Origin of the sequence: Glycomyces endophyticus (genome assembly GCF_039531525.1) — a bacterium.
In the GTDB taxonomy this organism is placed as follows: domain Bacteria; phylum Actinomycetota; class Actinomycetes; order Mycobacteriales; family Micromonosporaceae; genus Glycomyces; species Glycomyces endophyticus.
This window is the reverse complement of the sequence record NZ_BAAAQF010000004.1, coordinates 683,297-697,622: the sequence shown is the minus strand read 5'-3', so window position 1 is coordinate 697,622 and position 14,326 is coordinate 683,297. Positions and strand designations below refer to the sequence as shown.

The 14,326-nt window shown below is 73.8% G+C and carries 13 protein-coding genes; 9 read left to right on the top strand and 4 right to left on the bottom strand.

Annotation, left to right across the window (positions count from 1 at the left end):
* Window positions 1-48: 48 nt before the first annotated feature.
* Window positions 49-1,233 carry a homogentisate 1,2-dioxygenase gene (locus ABD419_RS06380; RefSeq protein WP_344483268.1) on the bottom strand — a complete coding sequence of 395 codons (1,185 nt, stop codon included), beginning with the start codon at window positions 1,231-1,233 and terminating at the stop codon, window positions 49-51.
* A 155-nt stretch (window positions 1,234-1,388) separates the two neighbouring features.
* Between ABD419_RS06380 and ABD419_RS06375 the strand changes: the two genes are divergently transcribed.
* The 3 genes from ABD419_RS06375 (at window position 1,389) to ABD419_RS06365 (ending at window position 4,741) form a co-directional block, all read left to right on the top strand.
* Complete coding sequence (locus ABD419_RS06375; protein WP_344483266.1) at window positions 1,389-2,189, top strand: hypothetical protein; 801 nt, start codon at window positions 1,389-1,391, stop codon at window positions 2,187-2,189.
* Window positions 2,186-3,409, top strand: a complete 1,224-nt coding sequence (gene fahA / locus ABD419_RS06370) for a fumarylacetoacetase (RefSeq protein ID WP_344483263.1) — start codon at window positions 2,186-2,188, stop codon at window positions 3,407-3,409. The genes ABD419_RS06375 and fahA overlap by 4 nt, the downstream gene beginning before the upstream one ends.
* 72 nt (window positions 3,410-3,481) lie before the next feature.
* Complete coding sequence (locus tag ABD419_RS06365) at window positions 3,482-4,741, top strand: amidohydrolase (RefSeq protein ID WP_344483261.1); 1,260 nt, start codon at window positions 3,482-3,484, stop codon at window positions 4,739-4,741.
* Here ABD419_RS06365 and ABD419_RS06360 read toward each other — a convergent pair.
* Window positions 4,738-5,220, bottom strand: a complete 483-nt coding sequence (locus ABD419_RS06360) for an Lrp/AsnC family transcriptional regulator (protein WP_344483259.1) — start codon at window positions 5,218-5,220, stop codon at window positions 4,738-4,740. The two genes, ABD419_RS06365 and ABD419_RS06360, sit on opposite strands and share 4 nt — an antisense overlap.
* A 157-nt stretch (window positions 5,221-5,377) precedes the next feature.
* On the opposite strand from ABD419_RS06360, the gene hppD reads away from it, so the two are divergent.
* The 6 genes from hppD to hutH are packed head-to-tail and all read left to right on the top strand — an operon-like array spanning window position 5,378 to window position 13,460.
* Complete coding sequence (gene hppD, locus ABD419_RS06355; RefSeq protein ID WP_344483257.1) at window positions 5,378-6,541, top strand: 4-hydroxyphenylpyruvate dioxygenase; 1,164 nt, start codon at window positions 5,378-5,380, stop codon at window positions 6,539-6,541.
* Between the two features lie 41 nt (window positions 6,542-6,582).
* Window positions 6,583-8,220: a urocanate hydratase gene (gene hutU, locus ABD419_RS06350; RefSeq protein WP_344483254.1), complete on the top strand. Its 1,638-nt coding sequence runs from the start codon at window positions 6,583-6,585 to the stop codon at window positions 8,218-8,220.
* Window positions 8,221-9,414, top strand: a complete 1,194-nt coding sequence (locus ABD419_RS06345; protein ID WP_344483252.1) for an allantoate amidohydrolase — start codon at window positions 8,221-8,223, stop codon at window positions 9,412-9,414.
* Complete coding sequence (locus ABD419_RS06340) at window positions 9,408-10,703, top strand: formimidoylglutamate deiminase (protein WP_344483250.1); 1,296 nt, start codon at window positions 9,408-9,410, stop codon at window positions 10,701-10,703. Before ABD419_RS06345 ends, ABD419_RS06340 begins: the two co-directional genes overlap by 7 nt.
* Window positions 10,700-11,887: an imidazolonepropionase gene (hutI, locus tag ABD419_RS06335; protein ID WP_344483248.1), complete on the top strand. Its 1,188-nt coding sequence runs from the start codon at window positions 10,700-10,702 to the stop codon at window positions 11,885-11,887. Before ABD419_RS06340 ends, hutI begins: the two co-directional genes overlap by 4 nt.
* 34 nt (window positions 11,888-11,921) lie before the next feature.
* Window positions 11,922-13,460, top strand: a complete 1,539-nt coding sequence (gene hutH / locus ABD419_RS06330; protein ID WP_344483246.1) for a histidine ammonia-lyase — start codon at window positions 11,922-11,924, stop codon at window positions 13,458-13,460.
* Between the two features lie 65 nt (window positions 13,461-13,525).
* Here the strand turns inward: hutH and ABD419_RS06325 are convergent, their stop codons facing one another.
* Together ABD419_RS06325 and ABD419_RS06320 are read right to left on the bottom strand one after the other, a co-directional pair.
* Entirely contained in the window at window positions 13,526-13,933 is a 408-nt protein-coding gene (locus ABD419_RS06325) for a type II toxin-antitoxin system VapC family toxin (protein WP_344483244.1), read from the bottom strand.
* Entirely contained in the window at window positions 13,930-14,187 is a 258-nt protein-coding gene (locus ABD419_RS06320; RefSeq protein WP_344483242.1) for a type II toxin-antitoxin system Phd/YefM family antitoxin, read from the bottom strand. Before ABD419_RS06320 ends, ABD419_RS06325 begins: the two co-directional genes overlap by 4 nt.
* Window positions 14,188-14,326: the final 139 nt, after the last annotated feature.

Here is a 14,326-nt window from a genome sequence, read left to right as displayed (position 1 = left end):
GGGCGCGGAAAACGGGGCCGCCCGTCCGGGCGGCCCCGTCACCGGGAGCTACAGGCCTGGATCGCGGTTCCACGTCCAGGCGTAGTTCGTGTCCTCGACGTCCAGCGCCGGCTCGCACAGCTCCAGGGGCCGGAACGTGTCGACCATGACGGCCAGCTCGTCGAAGAACTCGGCGCCGATCGAGCGCTCGGGCGCGCCCGGCTGCGGGCCGTGCGTGAACCCGGAGGGGTGCAGCGAGATCGAGCCCTGCTCGATCCCCGATCCGCGCCGCGCCTCGTAGTTCCCGCCGCAGTAGAACATCACCTCGTCGGAGTCGACGTTGTGGTGGTTGTACGGCACCGGGATCGCGTCCGGGTGGTAGTCCACCTTGCGCGGCACGAAGTTGCACACCACGAAGTTCGGGCCCTGGAACACCTGGTGCGCGGGCGGCGGCTGGTGGATGCGGCCGGTGATCGGCTCGTAGTCGTGGATCGAGAACACCCACGGGTACAGGCACCCGTCCCAGCCGGCCACGTCGAACGGGTGGTGCGCGTACGTGAACTTCGTCCACAGGGTCGACGACCCGCGGCCGCGGTGCTGCACGAACACCTCAACGTCCTCGCCCTCGACCAGCAGCGGCTCCTCCGGGCTGCGGAGGTCGCGCTCGCAGTACGGGGAGTGCTCCAGGAACTGGCCGCGCACCGACAAATACCGCTTCGGCGGGGTGATGTGGCCGGTCGACTCCACGACGAGCGTGCGCAGCGGCTCCCCGCCCTGCGGGAGCACGCGGTAGATCGTGGACATCGGCATGACCAGGTAGTCGCCCTGCGCGACGTCGATCGCGCCGAACGAGGTCTCCACGTGCGCCGCACCGGACTCGACGTACAGCAGCTCGTCGCCGATCGCGTTGCGGTACAGCGGCGAGGGCCGATCGGCGACCGCGTACGAGATCCGCACGTCCGCATTGGACAGCAGGTGCTCGCGGCCGAAGACCGCGTCGCCGGCGGCGTCGAGCTTGTGGGTGCGGAAGTGGCGGGGCTTGAGGGGGTGGTTCGGGGACGGCTCGGCCGCCTCGGGGCGGTGCTCGGTGCTCGCGCTGATCGCGGTGGGGCGGAAGCGGTGGTACAGGAGCGAGGAGTCCGAGGAGAAGCCCTCCTGGCCCATGAGCTCCTCGGAGTACAGGCTCCCGTCGGACTGCCGGAACTGCGTGTGTCGCTTGTCGGGGATCTGCCCGACCGAACGGTAGAACGGCACGACGACTCCTTTGTCGGTTCCCGTGGAGGCCGTGGGTGGCGCCTCCAGCACGGTATGACCCGAGGATAACCCCCGCGCAGCCCGATTTCGACCGCTCCGCGCACCGCGTGCGCGGACCGCTGGACCCGCGCGCGCAACGGCTCTAGGCTCTGGACATGGCCGGAGAGATCCCCGCGGCGCTGCGGGACCTGATCGACGACGCCGCGCTCTTCCCGCCCGGGAACGCGCCGCTCGGAGCCGCCGTCCCCGCCCACCGGGGGTACCGGCAGTCCTGGTTCGCCCCGCTCGTCGGCCCGCTCCTCGTCCCGCAGACCCGCCTCGCCGACCTCGACCCCGGCCGGAGCGCGCTGCGGATCGGCGTCATCGTCGACGGCGACCCCGAGGCCCTCCCCGGCGCGCTCGCCGCCCTCGGACCGCACGTCGAGGTCGCCCACTACGAGTCGCGGCACGCCCTCGACCGCCTCGCGCCCCTCACCGGGAAGCCCGTGTACGCGGAGATCCCCCTCGACGACGACGCCCTCGACGCCGTCCGCCCCACCGGGTTCACCCCCAAGTTCCGCACCGGCGGCCCCGACGCCGACTCGTTCCCCGCCCCGGAGGCCCTCGCCGCCGCGATCCACGGGTGCCGCCGCCGCGGCATGCGCTTCAAGCTCACCGCGGGCCTGCACCGCGCCGTCCGCGCCGCCGACCCCGCCACCGGGCACGTCCACCACGGCTTCCTCAACGTCCTCGTCGCCGCCGACGCCGCCGCGGACAACGCCGCCGTCGACGAGATCGCCGCGATCCTCGCCTCCGAGGACGCCGCCGCGCTGGCCGCCCGCGCCAAGCGGCTCCTGGACCGCCCGCGCGTCCTGTGGACCGGCTTCGGCTCGTGCAGCGTCGACGAGCCCCTCACCGACCTGACCGGCCTGGGGCTCCTGCGCAGGCCCTTCCGACGACAAGGAGACCGCGAATGACCGCCACCAGCTGGGTCGAGGGCGCCGACCCCGGCCCGTACGGCCTCGCCCACCTGCCCTACGGCGTCTTCTCCACCAGCAAGGACCCGACCCCGCGCATCGGGGTCCGCATCGGCGACCGGGTGCTCGACCTGCGCGCGCTCGCCACCGGCACGTTCTTCCTGCCGTGGATCCGCCCCGCGTTCCACGACGGCTCACTGAACGCGTTCCTCGCCATGGGCCCGCCCGCGTGGCGCCTCGTGCGCCACCAGCTCACCGAGGTCCTCTCCGACCCCCGCCACCGCGACCGGATCGCGACCCTGCTGACCCCGGCCGACAAGGCCCGCATGCACCTGCCGTTCCGCGTCGCCGACTACGTCGACTTCTACGCCTCCGAGCACCACGCCACGAACCTCGGCCGCCTCTTCCGGCCCGACGCCGAACCGCTGCTGCCCAACTGGAAGCACCTCCCGGTCGGCTACCACGGCCGCGCCGGCACCGTCGTGCCCTCCGGCACGCCCGTGATCCGCCCGCGCGGCCAGCGCAAGACCCCCGACGGGCCCGTCGAGTTCGGCCCGAGCGCCCGCCTCGACATCGAGGCCGAGGTGGGCTTCGTCGTCGGCGTCGGCACCGACCTCGGCACGCCCGTGGGCCCCGACGACTTCGCCGAGCACGTCTTCGGCGCGGTCCTGGTCAACGACTGGTCCGCCCGCGACCTCCAGGCCTGGGAGTACGTGCCGCTCGGCCCGTTCCTCGGCAAGTCCTTCGCGACCTCCGTCGGCCACTGGGTGACCCCGCTCGACGCGCTCGCCGCCGCCAGGACCGCCGCGCCCGTCCAGGACCCGGCCCCGCTCGGGTACCTCCAGGAGGCCGACCGGTTCGCGTACGACCTGTCGCTGTCGGTGCGCTGGAACGGCACCGAGGTCGCCCGCCCGCCGTTCGCGGGCATGTACTGGACCCCGGCGCAGATGCTCGCCCACCTCACGGTCAACGGCGCGTCGCTGCGCACCGGCGACCTGTACGCCTCCGGCACCGTCTCCGGCCCCGAGCCCGGCCAGCGCGGCTCGTTCCTCGAACTCACCTGGGGCGGCCGGGAACCGGTGACCGTGGGGGACGGCGAGTCCCGCGCGTTCCTGGAGGACGGCGACACCGTGACGATCGCGGCCACCGCGCCCGGACCGGACGGCGAGGTCGTCGGCCTCGGCGAGGTCACCGGCACGATCCTGCCCGCCCTCGACTGACCGGGCCCCGATTCCCGCCTCCCGCACCGCCGATCCGGTTATATTCAGGCGCAACGGGACGAAGGGGGCGCCATGGCCGGGGACGTACTCGACGAGGGGACGCGCGCTGACCTCGCGGACTTCTACCGCGACCTGCACGCGCACCCCGAGCTGTCGCTCCAGGAGCACCGCACGGCCGGGAAGGCCGCCGAGGCGCTGCGCGCGGCGGGCTTCGCGACGACCGAGGGCGTCGGCGGCACCGGCGTCGTGGGCGTCCTCGCCAACGGCGAGGGCCCGGTGGTCATGCTCCGCGCCGACTTCGACGCGCTCCCGGTCGAGGAGAAGACCGGCCTGCCGTACGCGAGCGCCGTCCGCGCCACCGACGCCGACGGCCGCGACGTCCCGGTGATGCACGCCTGCGGGCACGACATGCACGCGACGTGCCTCGCGGGCGCCGCCGCGCACCTCGCGCGCACCGCCGACCGCTGGTCGGGGACGCTCCTGGCGGTCTTCCAGCCCGCCGAGGAGCTGGCGCGCGGCGCGCGCGACATGGTCGCGGACGGGCTGTTCACGCGCTTCCCGAAGCCGGACATCGTCCTCGGCCAGCATGTGGCCCCGCTGCCCGCGGGGTTCGTGGGCCACGCGAGCGGCCCGGTCATGGCCGCCTCCGACACCGCGGCCGTCGTCATCCACGGCCGCGGGGGCCACGGCTCCCGGCCCGAGGCCGCGATCGACCCGGTCCTCATCGCCGCGAGCACGGTGGTGCGGCTCCAGGGGATCGTCGCCCGCGAGGTGCCGCCGTCCGAGCCCGCGGTGGTCACCGTCGGCCGCCTCCAGGCCGGCGCCAAGGACAACATCATCCCCGACACCGCGGAGCTGGGGATCAACGTGCGCAGCTACGACGCGAAGGTCCGCGACCGGGTGCGCGCCGCGATCGAGCGGATCGTGGACGCCGAGTCGGAGGCCGGCGCGGCCCCCCACCCGCCCGAGATCACCTGGACCCACAGCGCCCCGCTCCTGGTGAGCGACCCCGACGCGACCGCGGTGACCGTCGCGGCCTTCAAGGAGCACTTCGGGGAGCGGCGGCTCCTGCCGATGCCGCTCGTCGCCGCCAGCGAGGACGTGGGCGTCTTCGGCGCGGCCGCGGGCGCGCCCACGGTGTTCTGGTTCTGGGGCGGGCTCGACCAGGCGACCGCGGTGGCCGCGTTCGAGTCCGGCGACCTGGACGCCCTGCCGGGCAACCACTCGCCGCACTTCGCGCCCGAGATCGAGCCGACGCTCTCCACCGGCGTGGAGGCCCTCGTGGTCGCCGCGCGCCTGTGGCTCGCCGAGCGCGCCCCGGACCTGCCCTAGCGCCCGGCGGCCTCCTTCACCAGCGGCAGCGTGCGGTGGGGGATCTGCTCGGCCAGCGCGATCACGGTGGTGGCGCGCAGGACGCCCTCGCTGGCGAGGACGCGGTCGATGACGTCCTGGAGCTCGGCGTTGGTGCGCGCGACGATCCGGCACAGCATGTCGCCCGCGCCGGTCACGGTGTGCGCCTCCAGCACCTCGGGGATGCGGGCGAGGCGCTGCGCCATGGGCTGGTGGCCGACGGCCTGGCGCAGTTCGAGGGTCACGAACGCGGTCACGGGGTAGCCGAGGGCCGCGGGGTCCACACGGGGGCCGAAGTCGCGCACGACGCCGCGGGCGGCGAGCTTGTCGAGCCGCGCCTGGACGGTCCCGCGCGCGACGCCGAGCCGGCGGGCGCACTCCAGGACCCCGATGCGCGGTTCGGCCTCGAGGAGTTCGATGAGCTTGGCATCGAGGGCGTCGATGCCGGTTCCACTGGTCATGATGACCAGTGTATGCGCCTTCCTACTGGCACATCTGCGCAAGTTGACCAGCTTTCGCGGAACTGCTTGCCCAGTGCCCTGACGTGAACAATGATCAAGGCCACACGGGGGCGCCGCCCCTTCGGGACCAGTCCGCGAGACCGTGCAGGAGGCCGCCATGACCGACACCGCCAGCCGCTCCGCCGACGCCGCGCTCGTCGGCGCCGTCGACCACGACATCCGCGAGGACGCCTTCCCGATCAAGGGCTGGGACCACGTGCGGTACTTCGTCGGCAACGCCCGCCAGGCCGCCCACTACTACTCGACCGCGTTCGGCATGACGCTCTTCGCGTACCGCGGCCCCGAGCAGGGCCACCGCGAGCACGCCGAGTACGCGCTCAAGTCCGGCGGCGTCGTCTTCGTGCTCGCCGGCGGCACCGACGCCGACTCCGAGGCGTCCAGGCACTACGCCCGCCACGGCGACGGCGTCATCGAAATCGCCCTCGAAGTGCCCGACGTGGACGCGAACTACGCGCACGCGGTCGCGCAGGGCGCCATCGCGATCGAGGCCCCGCACGACCTCGCCGACGACCACGGGACCATCCGCCGCGCCGTCATCGGCACGTACGGCGAGACCCGGAACGTCCTCATCGACCGGTCGAGGTACACCGGCCCGTTCCTGCCCGGGTTCGTCGCCGCCGAGCCCATGGTGGCCCCGCCCGAGAAGCGCTTCTTCCAGGCGATCGACCACATCGTCGGCAACGTCGAGCTCGGGAGGATGCGCGAGTGGGTCGAGTACTACGAGCGGGTCATGGGCTTCACGAACATCGTCGAGTTCGTCGAGGACGCCATCGCCACCGAGTACTCCGCGCTCATGAGCAAGGTCGTCGCCAACGGCAACCGCAAGATCAAGTTCCCGATCAACGAGCCCGCCGAAGGCAAGAAGAAGTCCCAGATCGACGAGTACCTGGAGTTCTACGGCGGCCCCGGCGTGCAGCACATCGCGCTCGCCACGAGCGACATCCTCGCCGCGGTCGACGCGATGCGCGAGCGCGGCGTGGAGTTCCTGGAGGCCCCGGACGCCTACTACGAGGACCCGGAGATGCGCGAGCGGATCGGCACCGTGCGGGTCCCGATCGAGGAGCTCCAGCGGCGGCGAGTGCTGGTCGACCGCGACGAGGACGGCTATATGCTCCAGATCTTCACCAAGCCGCAGCAGGACCGGCCCACGATGTTCTACGAGATCATCGAGCGGCACGGGTCGCTCAGCTTCGGCAAGGGCAACTTCAAGGCGCTCTTCGAGGCCCTTGAGAAGGAGCAGGCGAAGCGCGGCAACCTCTGACCGGGGCGGCACGGGCTACAACGGAACACACGGGGAGCGACATGCACGCACCGCACGGGACCGACCTCCACTGCCGCACCTGGCAGACCGAGGCGGCCTACCGGATGCTCCAGAACAACCTCGACCCGGCCGTCGCCGAGCGTCCCGAGGACCTGGTCGTCTACGGCGGCACCGGGAAGGCGGCGCGCAGCCGCGAGGACCTCGCCGCGATCCTGCGGACGCTGCTCACGCTCGCGCCCGACGAGACGCTCCTGGTCCAGTCGGGCCGCGCGGTCGGCGTCATGCGCACCCACGAGTGGGCCCCGCGCGTGCTCATCGCGAACTCGAACCTGGTGCCCGACTGGGCGACCTGGCCCGAGTTCCGGCGCCTCGAATCGCTCGGGCTCACCATGTACGGGCAGATGACCGCCGGGTCCTGGATCTACATCGGCACCCAGGGCATCCTCCAGGGCACGTACGAGACGTTCGCGGCCGTCGCCGCGAAGCGCTTCGGCGGCACCCTGAAGGGCACGCTGACGCTCACCGCCGGGTGCGGCGGGATGGGCGGCGCGCAGCCGCTCGCGGTGACCATGAACGACGGCGTGTGCCTCATCGTCGAAGTGGACCCGCACCGCCTCCGGCGGCGCGTCGAGACCCGCTACCTCGACACGGTCGCGGCCGACCTGGACGACGCCGTCGCCCAGGCCCTGGCCGCCAAGCGGGCCGGGGAGGCGAAGTCGATCGGCCTGGTCGGCAACGCCGCCGAGGTCCTGCCCGAGCTCCTCGCGCGCGGCGTCGAGGTCGACATCGTCACCGACCAGACCTCCGCCCACGACCCGCTGTCCTATGTGCCCGCCGGGGTGGACCTCGAGGACGCCGCCGACCTCGCGAAGGGCGACCCGGAGACGTTCACCGACCGCGCCCGCGAGTCCATGGCCCGCCACGTGGAGGCCATGGTCGGCTTCCTCGACGCGGGCGCCGAGGTCTTCGACTACGGCAACTCGATCCGCGGCGAGGCCCTCGCGGGCGGCTTCGCCCGCGCCTTCGACTTCCCCGGGTTCGTGCCCGCCTACATCCGGCCCCTGTTCTGCGAGGGCAAGGGCCCCTTCCGGTGGGCCGCGCTCTCGGGCGACCCCGCCGACATCGCCGCCACCGACCGGGCCGTGCTCGACCTGTTCCCCGAGAACCGGTCCCTGCACCGCTGGATCTCCCTCGCCCGCGAGCGCGTCGCGTTCCAGGGCCTCCCGGCCCGGATCTGCTGGCTCGGCCACGGCGAGCGCGACGTCGCGGGCGTGCGCTTCAACGAGATGGTCGCCGACGGCACCCTCAAGGCGCCGGTCGTCATCGGCCGCGACCACCTCGACTGCGGCTCGGTCGCCAGCCCCTACCGCGAGACCGAGGCCATGAAGGACGGTTCGGACGCGATCGCCGACTGGCCCCTGCTCAACGCCCTCGTCAACACCGCGTCGGGCGCGAGCTGGGTCTCGATCCACCACGGCGGCGGCGTCGGCATCGGCCGCTCGATCCACGCCGGGCAGGTCACCGTCGCCGACGGCACCGCGATGGCCGCGCAGAAGCTCGAACGCGTCCTCGCCAACGACCCCGCGATGGGCGTCATCCGCCATGTCGACGCCGGCTACGAGGAGGCCGACCGCATCGCCGCGGACCACGGCGTCCGCATCCCCAACCGGGAGTCCTGAATGGACGCCACGGGGTTCCGGCGGCTCTGGGACGAGATCGCCGGCGTCGGCCGCGCCGAGTCGGGCGGCTACCTGCGATTCTCCTGGAGCGAGAGCGACCTCGCGCTCCGCGGCTGGTTCGACGCCCAGGCCGCCGCCCGCGGCCTGCGCACCGAGACCGACCGCAACGGCAACCGGTACGCCTGGTGGGACGCCGGCACCGGCCCGGCCGTGCTCACCGGCAGCCACTTCGACGCCGTCCCTCACGGCGGCGCCTACGACGGCCCGCTCGGCATCGTCGCCGCGTTCCTCGCCGTCGACGAGCTCCGCGCCGAAGGGTTCGAACCCGCGCGCCCCATCGTGATCGGCGCGTTCACCGAGGAGGAGGGCGGCCGCTTCGGCGTGCCCTGCCTCGGCACCCGCCTCATGGCCGGCGTCGTCGACCCCGACCGCGCCCGCGCCCTCACCGACCCCGGCGGCACCACGCTCGCCGACGCCATGCGCGCGGCCGGCGCCGACCCCGACGCGCTCGGCCCCGACCCCGAGCGCCTCGCCTCGATCGCCGCGTTCGTCGAACTCCACGTCGAGCAGGGCCGCAACCTCGACGCGCCCGTCGGCGTCGCCAGCGCGATCTGGCCGCACGGGCGCTGGCGCATGACGTTCACCGGCGCCGCCGACCACGCCGGGACCACGCGCCTGCCCGACCGCCGCGACCCGATGCTCACCTTCGCGTTCGCGGTCCTCGCCGCCCGCAAGGAGGCCCGCCGCGCCGGGGGCCTCGCCACCGTCGGCCGCGTCGAGGCCGTCCCCAACGCCACCAACGCCATCGCCTCCCAGGTCACCGCCTGGCTCGACTCGCGCGCCCCCGACGAGGCCGTGCTCGCCGAGATCCTGGGCGGCGTCACGGCCAAGGTCGCCGAGCGCGCCGAGCGCGACGGCACCCGCTTCGCGATCGCCCCCGAATCGGAGACCCCGATCGTCGAGTTCGACGCCTCCCTGCGCGACCGGCTCGCCGCCCTCCTCGGCGGCGTCCCGGTCCTGCCCACCGGCGCCGGCCACGACGCGGGCGTCCTCGCCGCGCACGTGCCGACCGCGATGCTGTTCGTGCGCAACCCCACCGGCGTCTCCCACGCCCCCGGCGAAGGCGCGAGCGACGAGGACTGCGCCGCCGGCGTCGACGCCCTCGCGGCGGTGCTGCGGGACCTCGCGTGCTGACCTACTGGGCCCGGCACGCCCGCCTCCCCGGAGGGATCGCCGACGCGGTCGCCGTCGACGTCGCCGACGGCCGCATCACCGCCGTCACCCCCGGGGCCGCCCCGCGCGGCGAGATCCTCGGCGGCCTCGTCCTCCCCGGCTTCGCGAACACGCACTCCCACGCGTTCCACCGCGCCCTGCGCGGCCGCACCCACGACGCCGCCGGCAGCTTCTGGACCTGGCGAACCGGCATGTACGCCCTCGCCGACCGCCTCGACCCCGACTCCTACCACCGGCTCGCGCGCGCCGTCTACGCCGAGATGGCCCTCGCCGGGATCACCGGCGTCGGCGAGTTCCACTACCTCCACCACCAGGCCGGCGGGCGGCCCTACGCCGACCCGAACGCCATGGGCGAAGCCCTCATCCAGGCCGCCGCCGACGCGGGCATCCGCATCACCCTCCTCGACACGCTGTACCTCTCCGGCGGCTTCGGGAAGCCCCTCGAACCCGCGCAGCAGCGCTTCGGCGACACCGGCCTCGAAGGCTGGCTCGACCGCGTCGAACTCCTCAAGCCCGGCGCCCACGCCCGCATCGGCGGCGCCGTCCACTCCGTGCGCGCCGTGCCCGAAGAGGCCGTCGCCGCGTTCGCGTGCTCCACCGAGGGCCGCCCCGTGCACGTGCACCTCTCCGAGCAGCGCGCCGAGAACGACGCCTGCCGCGCCGAGCACGGCTGCACCCCCACCGAGCTCCTCGAACGCTGCGGGCTCCTCGGCCCCGACCTCACCGCCGTCCACGCCACGCACCTCACCGAGCACGACGTCGAGCTCCTCGCGCGCTCCGGCACCGGCGTCGCCTTCTGCCCCACCACCGAACGCGACCTCGCCGACGGCATCGGCCCCGCCCGCGCGCTCGCCGACGCCGGGGTCCCCCTCTCGCTCGGCACCGACTCGAACGCCGTGATCGACATGTTCGAGGAGGCCCGCGCCCTCGAGATGCACGAGCGCCTCGTCAGCGAGGAGCGCGGCCGCTTCACCGCCGACGCCCTCCACACCGCCGCCACCGGCCACGACGCCCTCGGCTTCCCCGACGCGGGCCGCATCGAACCGGGCGCGCGCGCCGACCTCGTGGCCGTCGCCCTCGACACGCCGCGCACCGCCGGGGCCCGCCCCGACGGCGTCCTCTACGCCGCGGGCGCGGCCGACGTCACCGACGTCGTCGCCGACGGCCGCCACATCGTCCACGAGGGACGCCACCGGTACATCGACGCCGGGGCCGAACTCCGCGAAGCGATCGGGGAACTCTGGCGATGAGCCTGCTCATAGACGGCATCGGCGAACTCTTCACCGCCGACGACGACGGCACCGTCCACTACGACGCCGCGATCGTCGTCGAGGACGGCAGGATCGCCTGGGTCGGCCACCGCCTCAACCGGCCCGCCGCCGACGAGCGCATCGACCTCGGCGACCGCGCCGTCGTCCCCGGGTTCGTCGACTCCCACGCGCACCTGGTCTTCGCGGGCGACCGCGCCGCCGAGTTCGACGCCCGCATGAGCGGCGAGCCCTACGACGGCGGCGGCATCCGCACCACCGTCGCCGCCACCCGCAACGCGGGCGACGAGCGCCTGCGCGGGAACGCCGCCCGCCTCACCGCCGAGATGCTCCGCCAGGGCACCACCACCGTGGAGATCAAGTCCGGGTACGGGCTCACCGTCGAGGACGAGGCCCGGAGCCTGCGCATCGCCCGCGAGTTCACCGACGAGACCACGTACCTCGGCGCGCACACCGTCCCCGCGGGCGCCGATCCGGACGAGTACACCGCGCTCGCCGCCGGGCCCATGCTCGACGCCTGCGCGCCCCACGCGACATGGGCCGACGTGTTCTGCGAGCGCGGCGCCTTCGACGCCGACCAGGCCCGCGCCGTCCTCACCGCGGCCGCAGCGAAGGGCCTGGGCCTGCGCGTCCACGCCAACCAGCTCACCGAGGGCCCCGGCGTGCGCCTCGCCGTGGAGCTCGGCGCCGCCTCCGCCGACCACTGCACGCACCTGTCGGACGCCGACGTCGACGCGCTCGCGAACTCGTCCACCGTCGCCACCCTCCTGCCGGGCGCGGAGTTCTCGACCCGGTCGCCTTACCCGGACGCGCGCCGCCTCATCGACGCCGGCGCGCGCGTCGCCCTCGCCACCGACTGCAACCCCGGCTCCTCGTACACCAGCAGCATGGCGTTCTGCATCGCGCTCGCCGTCCGCGAGATGCGCATGACGCCCGCCGAGGCGCTCGAAGCGGCCACCGCGGGCGGCGCGGACGCGCTGCGGCGCACCGATATCGGCCGCGTCGCCGTCGGGGCCCGCGCCGACCTGGTCGTCCTCGACGCCCCCTCCCACGTCCACCTGGCCTACCGGCCCGGGACGCCCTTGACCCACACCGTCATCCGCGGCGGCCGCGTCGTGCACCCGAGCGGCGCGGACCCGATCGCCGTGCACCAGAGCGCCGCATAACCGCGCCACCGGCGCCGTCACCAGAGGAGCAGCGATGTCCACCGTCCACGTGAAGCCGGTCCCCGTGTCGCCCGAGGAGGTCGTGGCGGTCGCCCGCGACCGGGCCCGGGTCGTCGTCGACGCCGAGGCCCGCGAGGCCATGGCCGCGAGCCGCGCGATCGTCGACGCGATCGACCGCGAAGGCCGCCCCGTCTACGGCGTCTCGACCGGGTTCGGGGCCCTCGCGAACACGTTCGTCGCCCCCGAGCGCCGCGCCGAGCTCCAGCACGCGCTCATCCGCTCGCACGCCGCGGGCGTCGGCGACCCGATGCCCGTCGAAGTGGTGCGCGCGATGATGCTGCTGCGCCTGCGCTCGCTCGCCATGGGCCGCTCCGGGGTCCGCCCCGAGGTCGCCGACGCGCTCGCCGCGCTCCTCAACGCCGACGTCACGCCGTGGGTCCCGCGGCACGGGTCCCTCGGGGCCTCCGGGGACCTCGCGCCCCTGGCGCACTGCGCGATGGTCCTCCTCGGCGAGGGCTGGGTCCGGGCCGAGGACGGGACCCGTGCGGAGGCGGGCCCGGTCCTGGAGGCGAAGGGCCTGGCCCCGATCACGCTCTCCTCCAAGGAGGGCCTGGCGCTCATTAACGGCACCGACGGGATGCTCGGCATGCTCCTGCTCGCCGTCGCCGACCTGCGCCACCTCCTGACCATGGCCGACGTGTGCGCCGCGCTCTCGAACGAGGCGATGCTCGGCTCCGACCGGCCGTTCCAGCCCGAGCTCCACGAGATCCGCCCGCAGCCGGGCCAGGCGATGAGCGCCGCGAACATCCACCTGCTGCTCCAGGACTCCGAGGTCATGGACTCCCACCGCAACGACCTCGCGCACGCCGTCCAGGACGCGTACTCGATGCGCTGCGCCCCACAGGTCGCCGGCGCCGCCCGCGACGTGCTCGACTACGCCGAGACCGTGGCCGCCCGCGAGCTCCTGTCCGTGGTCGACAACCCGGTGGTCCTCCCGGACGGCCGCGTGGAGTCCACCGGGAACTTCCACGGCGCCCCGCTCGGGTACGCCGCCGACTTCCTCGGCATCGCCGCCGCCGACGTCGGCTCGATCTCCGAGCGCCGCGTGGACCGCCTCCTGGACGTCACGCGCTCGCGCGGCCTCCCGGCGTTCCTCAGCCCCGACCCCGGTGTCAACTCCGGCCTCATGATCGCGCAGTACACGGCCGCGGGGATCGTCGCCGAGAACCGCCGCCTCGCCTCGCCCGCCTCCGTCGACTCCGTCCCCACCTCGGGGATGCAGGAGGACCACGTCTCGATGGGCTGGGCCGCGGGCTGCAAGCTGCGCACGATCATCGACAACCTCGGGACGCTCCTGGCCGTCGAACTCCTCGCCGGGGTCCAAGGGCTGCAACTGCGCCAGCCCCTCATCCCCAGCCCGGCCGCCCGCGCCGCCATCGCCGCGGTCGCCCCCATCGCCGGCAAGCCCGGCCCCGACCAGTTCCTCGCCCCCGTCATCGAACAGGTCAAGCACCAGCTCCAAGGCCCCGCCCTCCGCGCCGAGATCGAGGCAGCGGTGGGTTCCCTCGCGTGACCGCATGCGGAGCGGCCCGGCGGATCTCCGCCGGGCCGCTCCGCGTCGGCAGGCCGGTCGAAGGGTCAGTCGAAGGGATTGAGGATGCGCACGCCGGTCCGCTCGAAGTCCCTGACGTTGCGGGTCACCAGGACCATGTCGTGGACGATCGCGGTGGCGGCGATGAACGCGTCGATGACCGGAAGCGGCTCCGGGTCGTTCAGCTCTCCCCAGACGTTGGCGATGTCCGCCGTGACCGGCAGGATCCGCGACTCATAGGGTGCCAGGAGCCGGTCGAGCCACCGGTCCAGGGCGGCCGCCCGCTCGGCGTCCTTGCGGCGCAGCCGCGCCAGGCCCTTGCGGAACTCCGCGACGGTCATGACGCTCAGGTGCAGATCGGTGTCGGCGGCGGCGTCGTACCAGCGCTCGACCCGGGGGTTCGGGCGGGCCTTGCGCAGTTCGCTCAGGATGTTGGTGTCGAGCAGGTACTTCACAGATCGAGCCCCAGGTCCCGCTCCTGGGGGAGTTCCCGGCGGAGGTCCGAGGTGTCGGGGAAGTCGTCGACGAAGGGGGGTTCGCGCAGCAGCTCCTTGAACGAGGGCGCCCCGGCCAGGCGCCGGTACTCCTCGACGCTGAGGATCACGGCCTCTTCATGGCCGTGCCGCGTGATGAACTGGGCGCCTTCGGTCTTGGTGGCGCGGACCAGCTCGCTGAAGCGCTTCTTGGCGTCCTGTACCTGCCAGTGCATCGTCCCACCCCCGCTCTTCCGGAAAGTCTGACCAGTCTGACTATAATTTAGCACGTTCACGGGCTGTTGAACGACGCTCGAGGGCGCGCGGTCGCGGCCGTGTGCGGCGGGGCACAGCGACAGCGGCACCGTATCGGCG

Bases quoted from the DNA above. Each gene is read 5' to 3' on its own strand.
- ABD419_RS06375 (WP_344483266.1), top strand. From the start codon at position 1,389: ATGGCCGGAGAGATCCCCGCGGCGCTGCGGGACCTGATCGACGACGCC.
- fahA (WP_344483263.1), top strand. From the start codon at position 2,186: ATGACCGCCACCAGCTGGGTCGAGGGCGCCGACCCCGGCCCGTACGGC.
- ABD419_RS06365 (WP_344483261.1), top strand. From the start codon at position 3,482: ATGGCCGGGGACGTACTCGACGAGGGGACGCGCGCTGACCTCGCGGAC.
- ABD419_RS06360 (WP_344483259.1), bottom strand. From the start codon at position 5,220: ATGACCAGTGGAACCGGCATCGACGCCCTCGATGCCAAGCTCATCGAA.
- hppD (WP_344483257.1), top strand. From the start codon at position 5,378: ATGACCGACACCGCCAGCCGCTCCGCCGACGCCGCGCTCGTCGGCGCC.
- hutU (WP_344483254.1), top strand. From the start codon at position 6,583: ATGCACGCACCGCACGGGACCGACCTCCACTGCCGCACCTGGCAGACC.
- ABD419_RS06345 (WP_344483252.1), top strand. From the start codon at position 8,221: ATGGACGCCACGGGGTTCCGGCGGCTCTGGGACGAGATCGCCGGCGTC.
- hutI (WP_344483248.1), top strand. From the start codon at position 10,700: ATGAGCCTGCTCATAGACGGCATCGGCGAACTCTTCACCGCCGACGAC.
- hutH (WP_344483246.1), top strand. From the start codon at position 11,922: ATGTCCACCGTCCACGTGAAGCCGGTCCCCGTGTCGCCCGAGGAGGTC.
- ABD419_RS06320 (WP_344483242.1), bottom strand. From the start codon at position 14,187: ATGCACTGGCAGGTACAGGACGCCAAGAAGCGCTTCAGCGAGCTGGTC.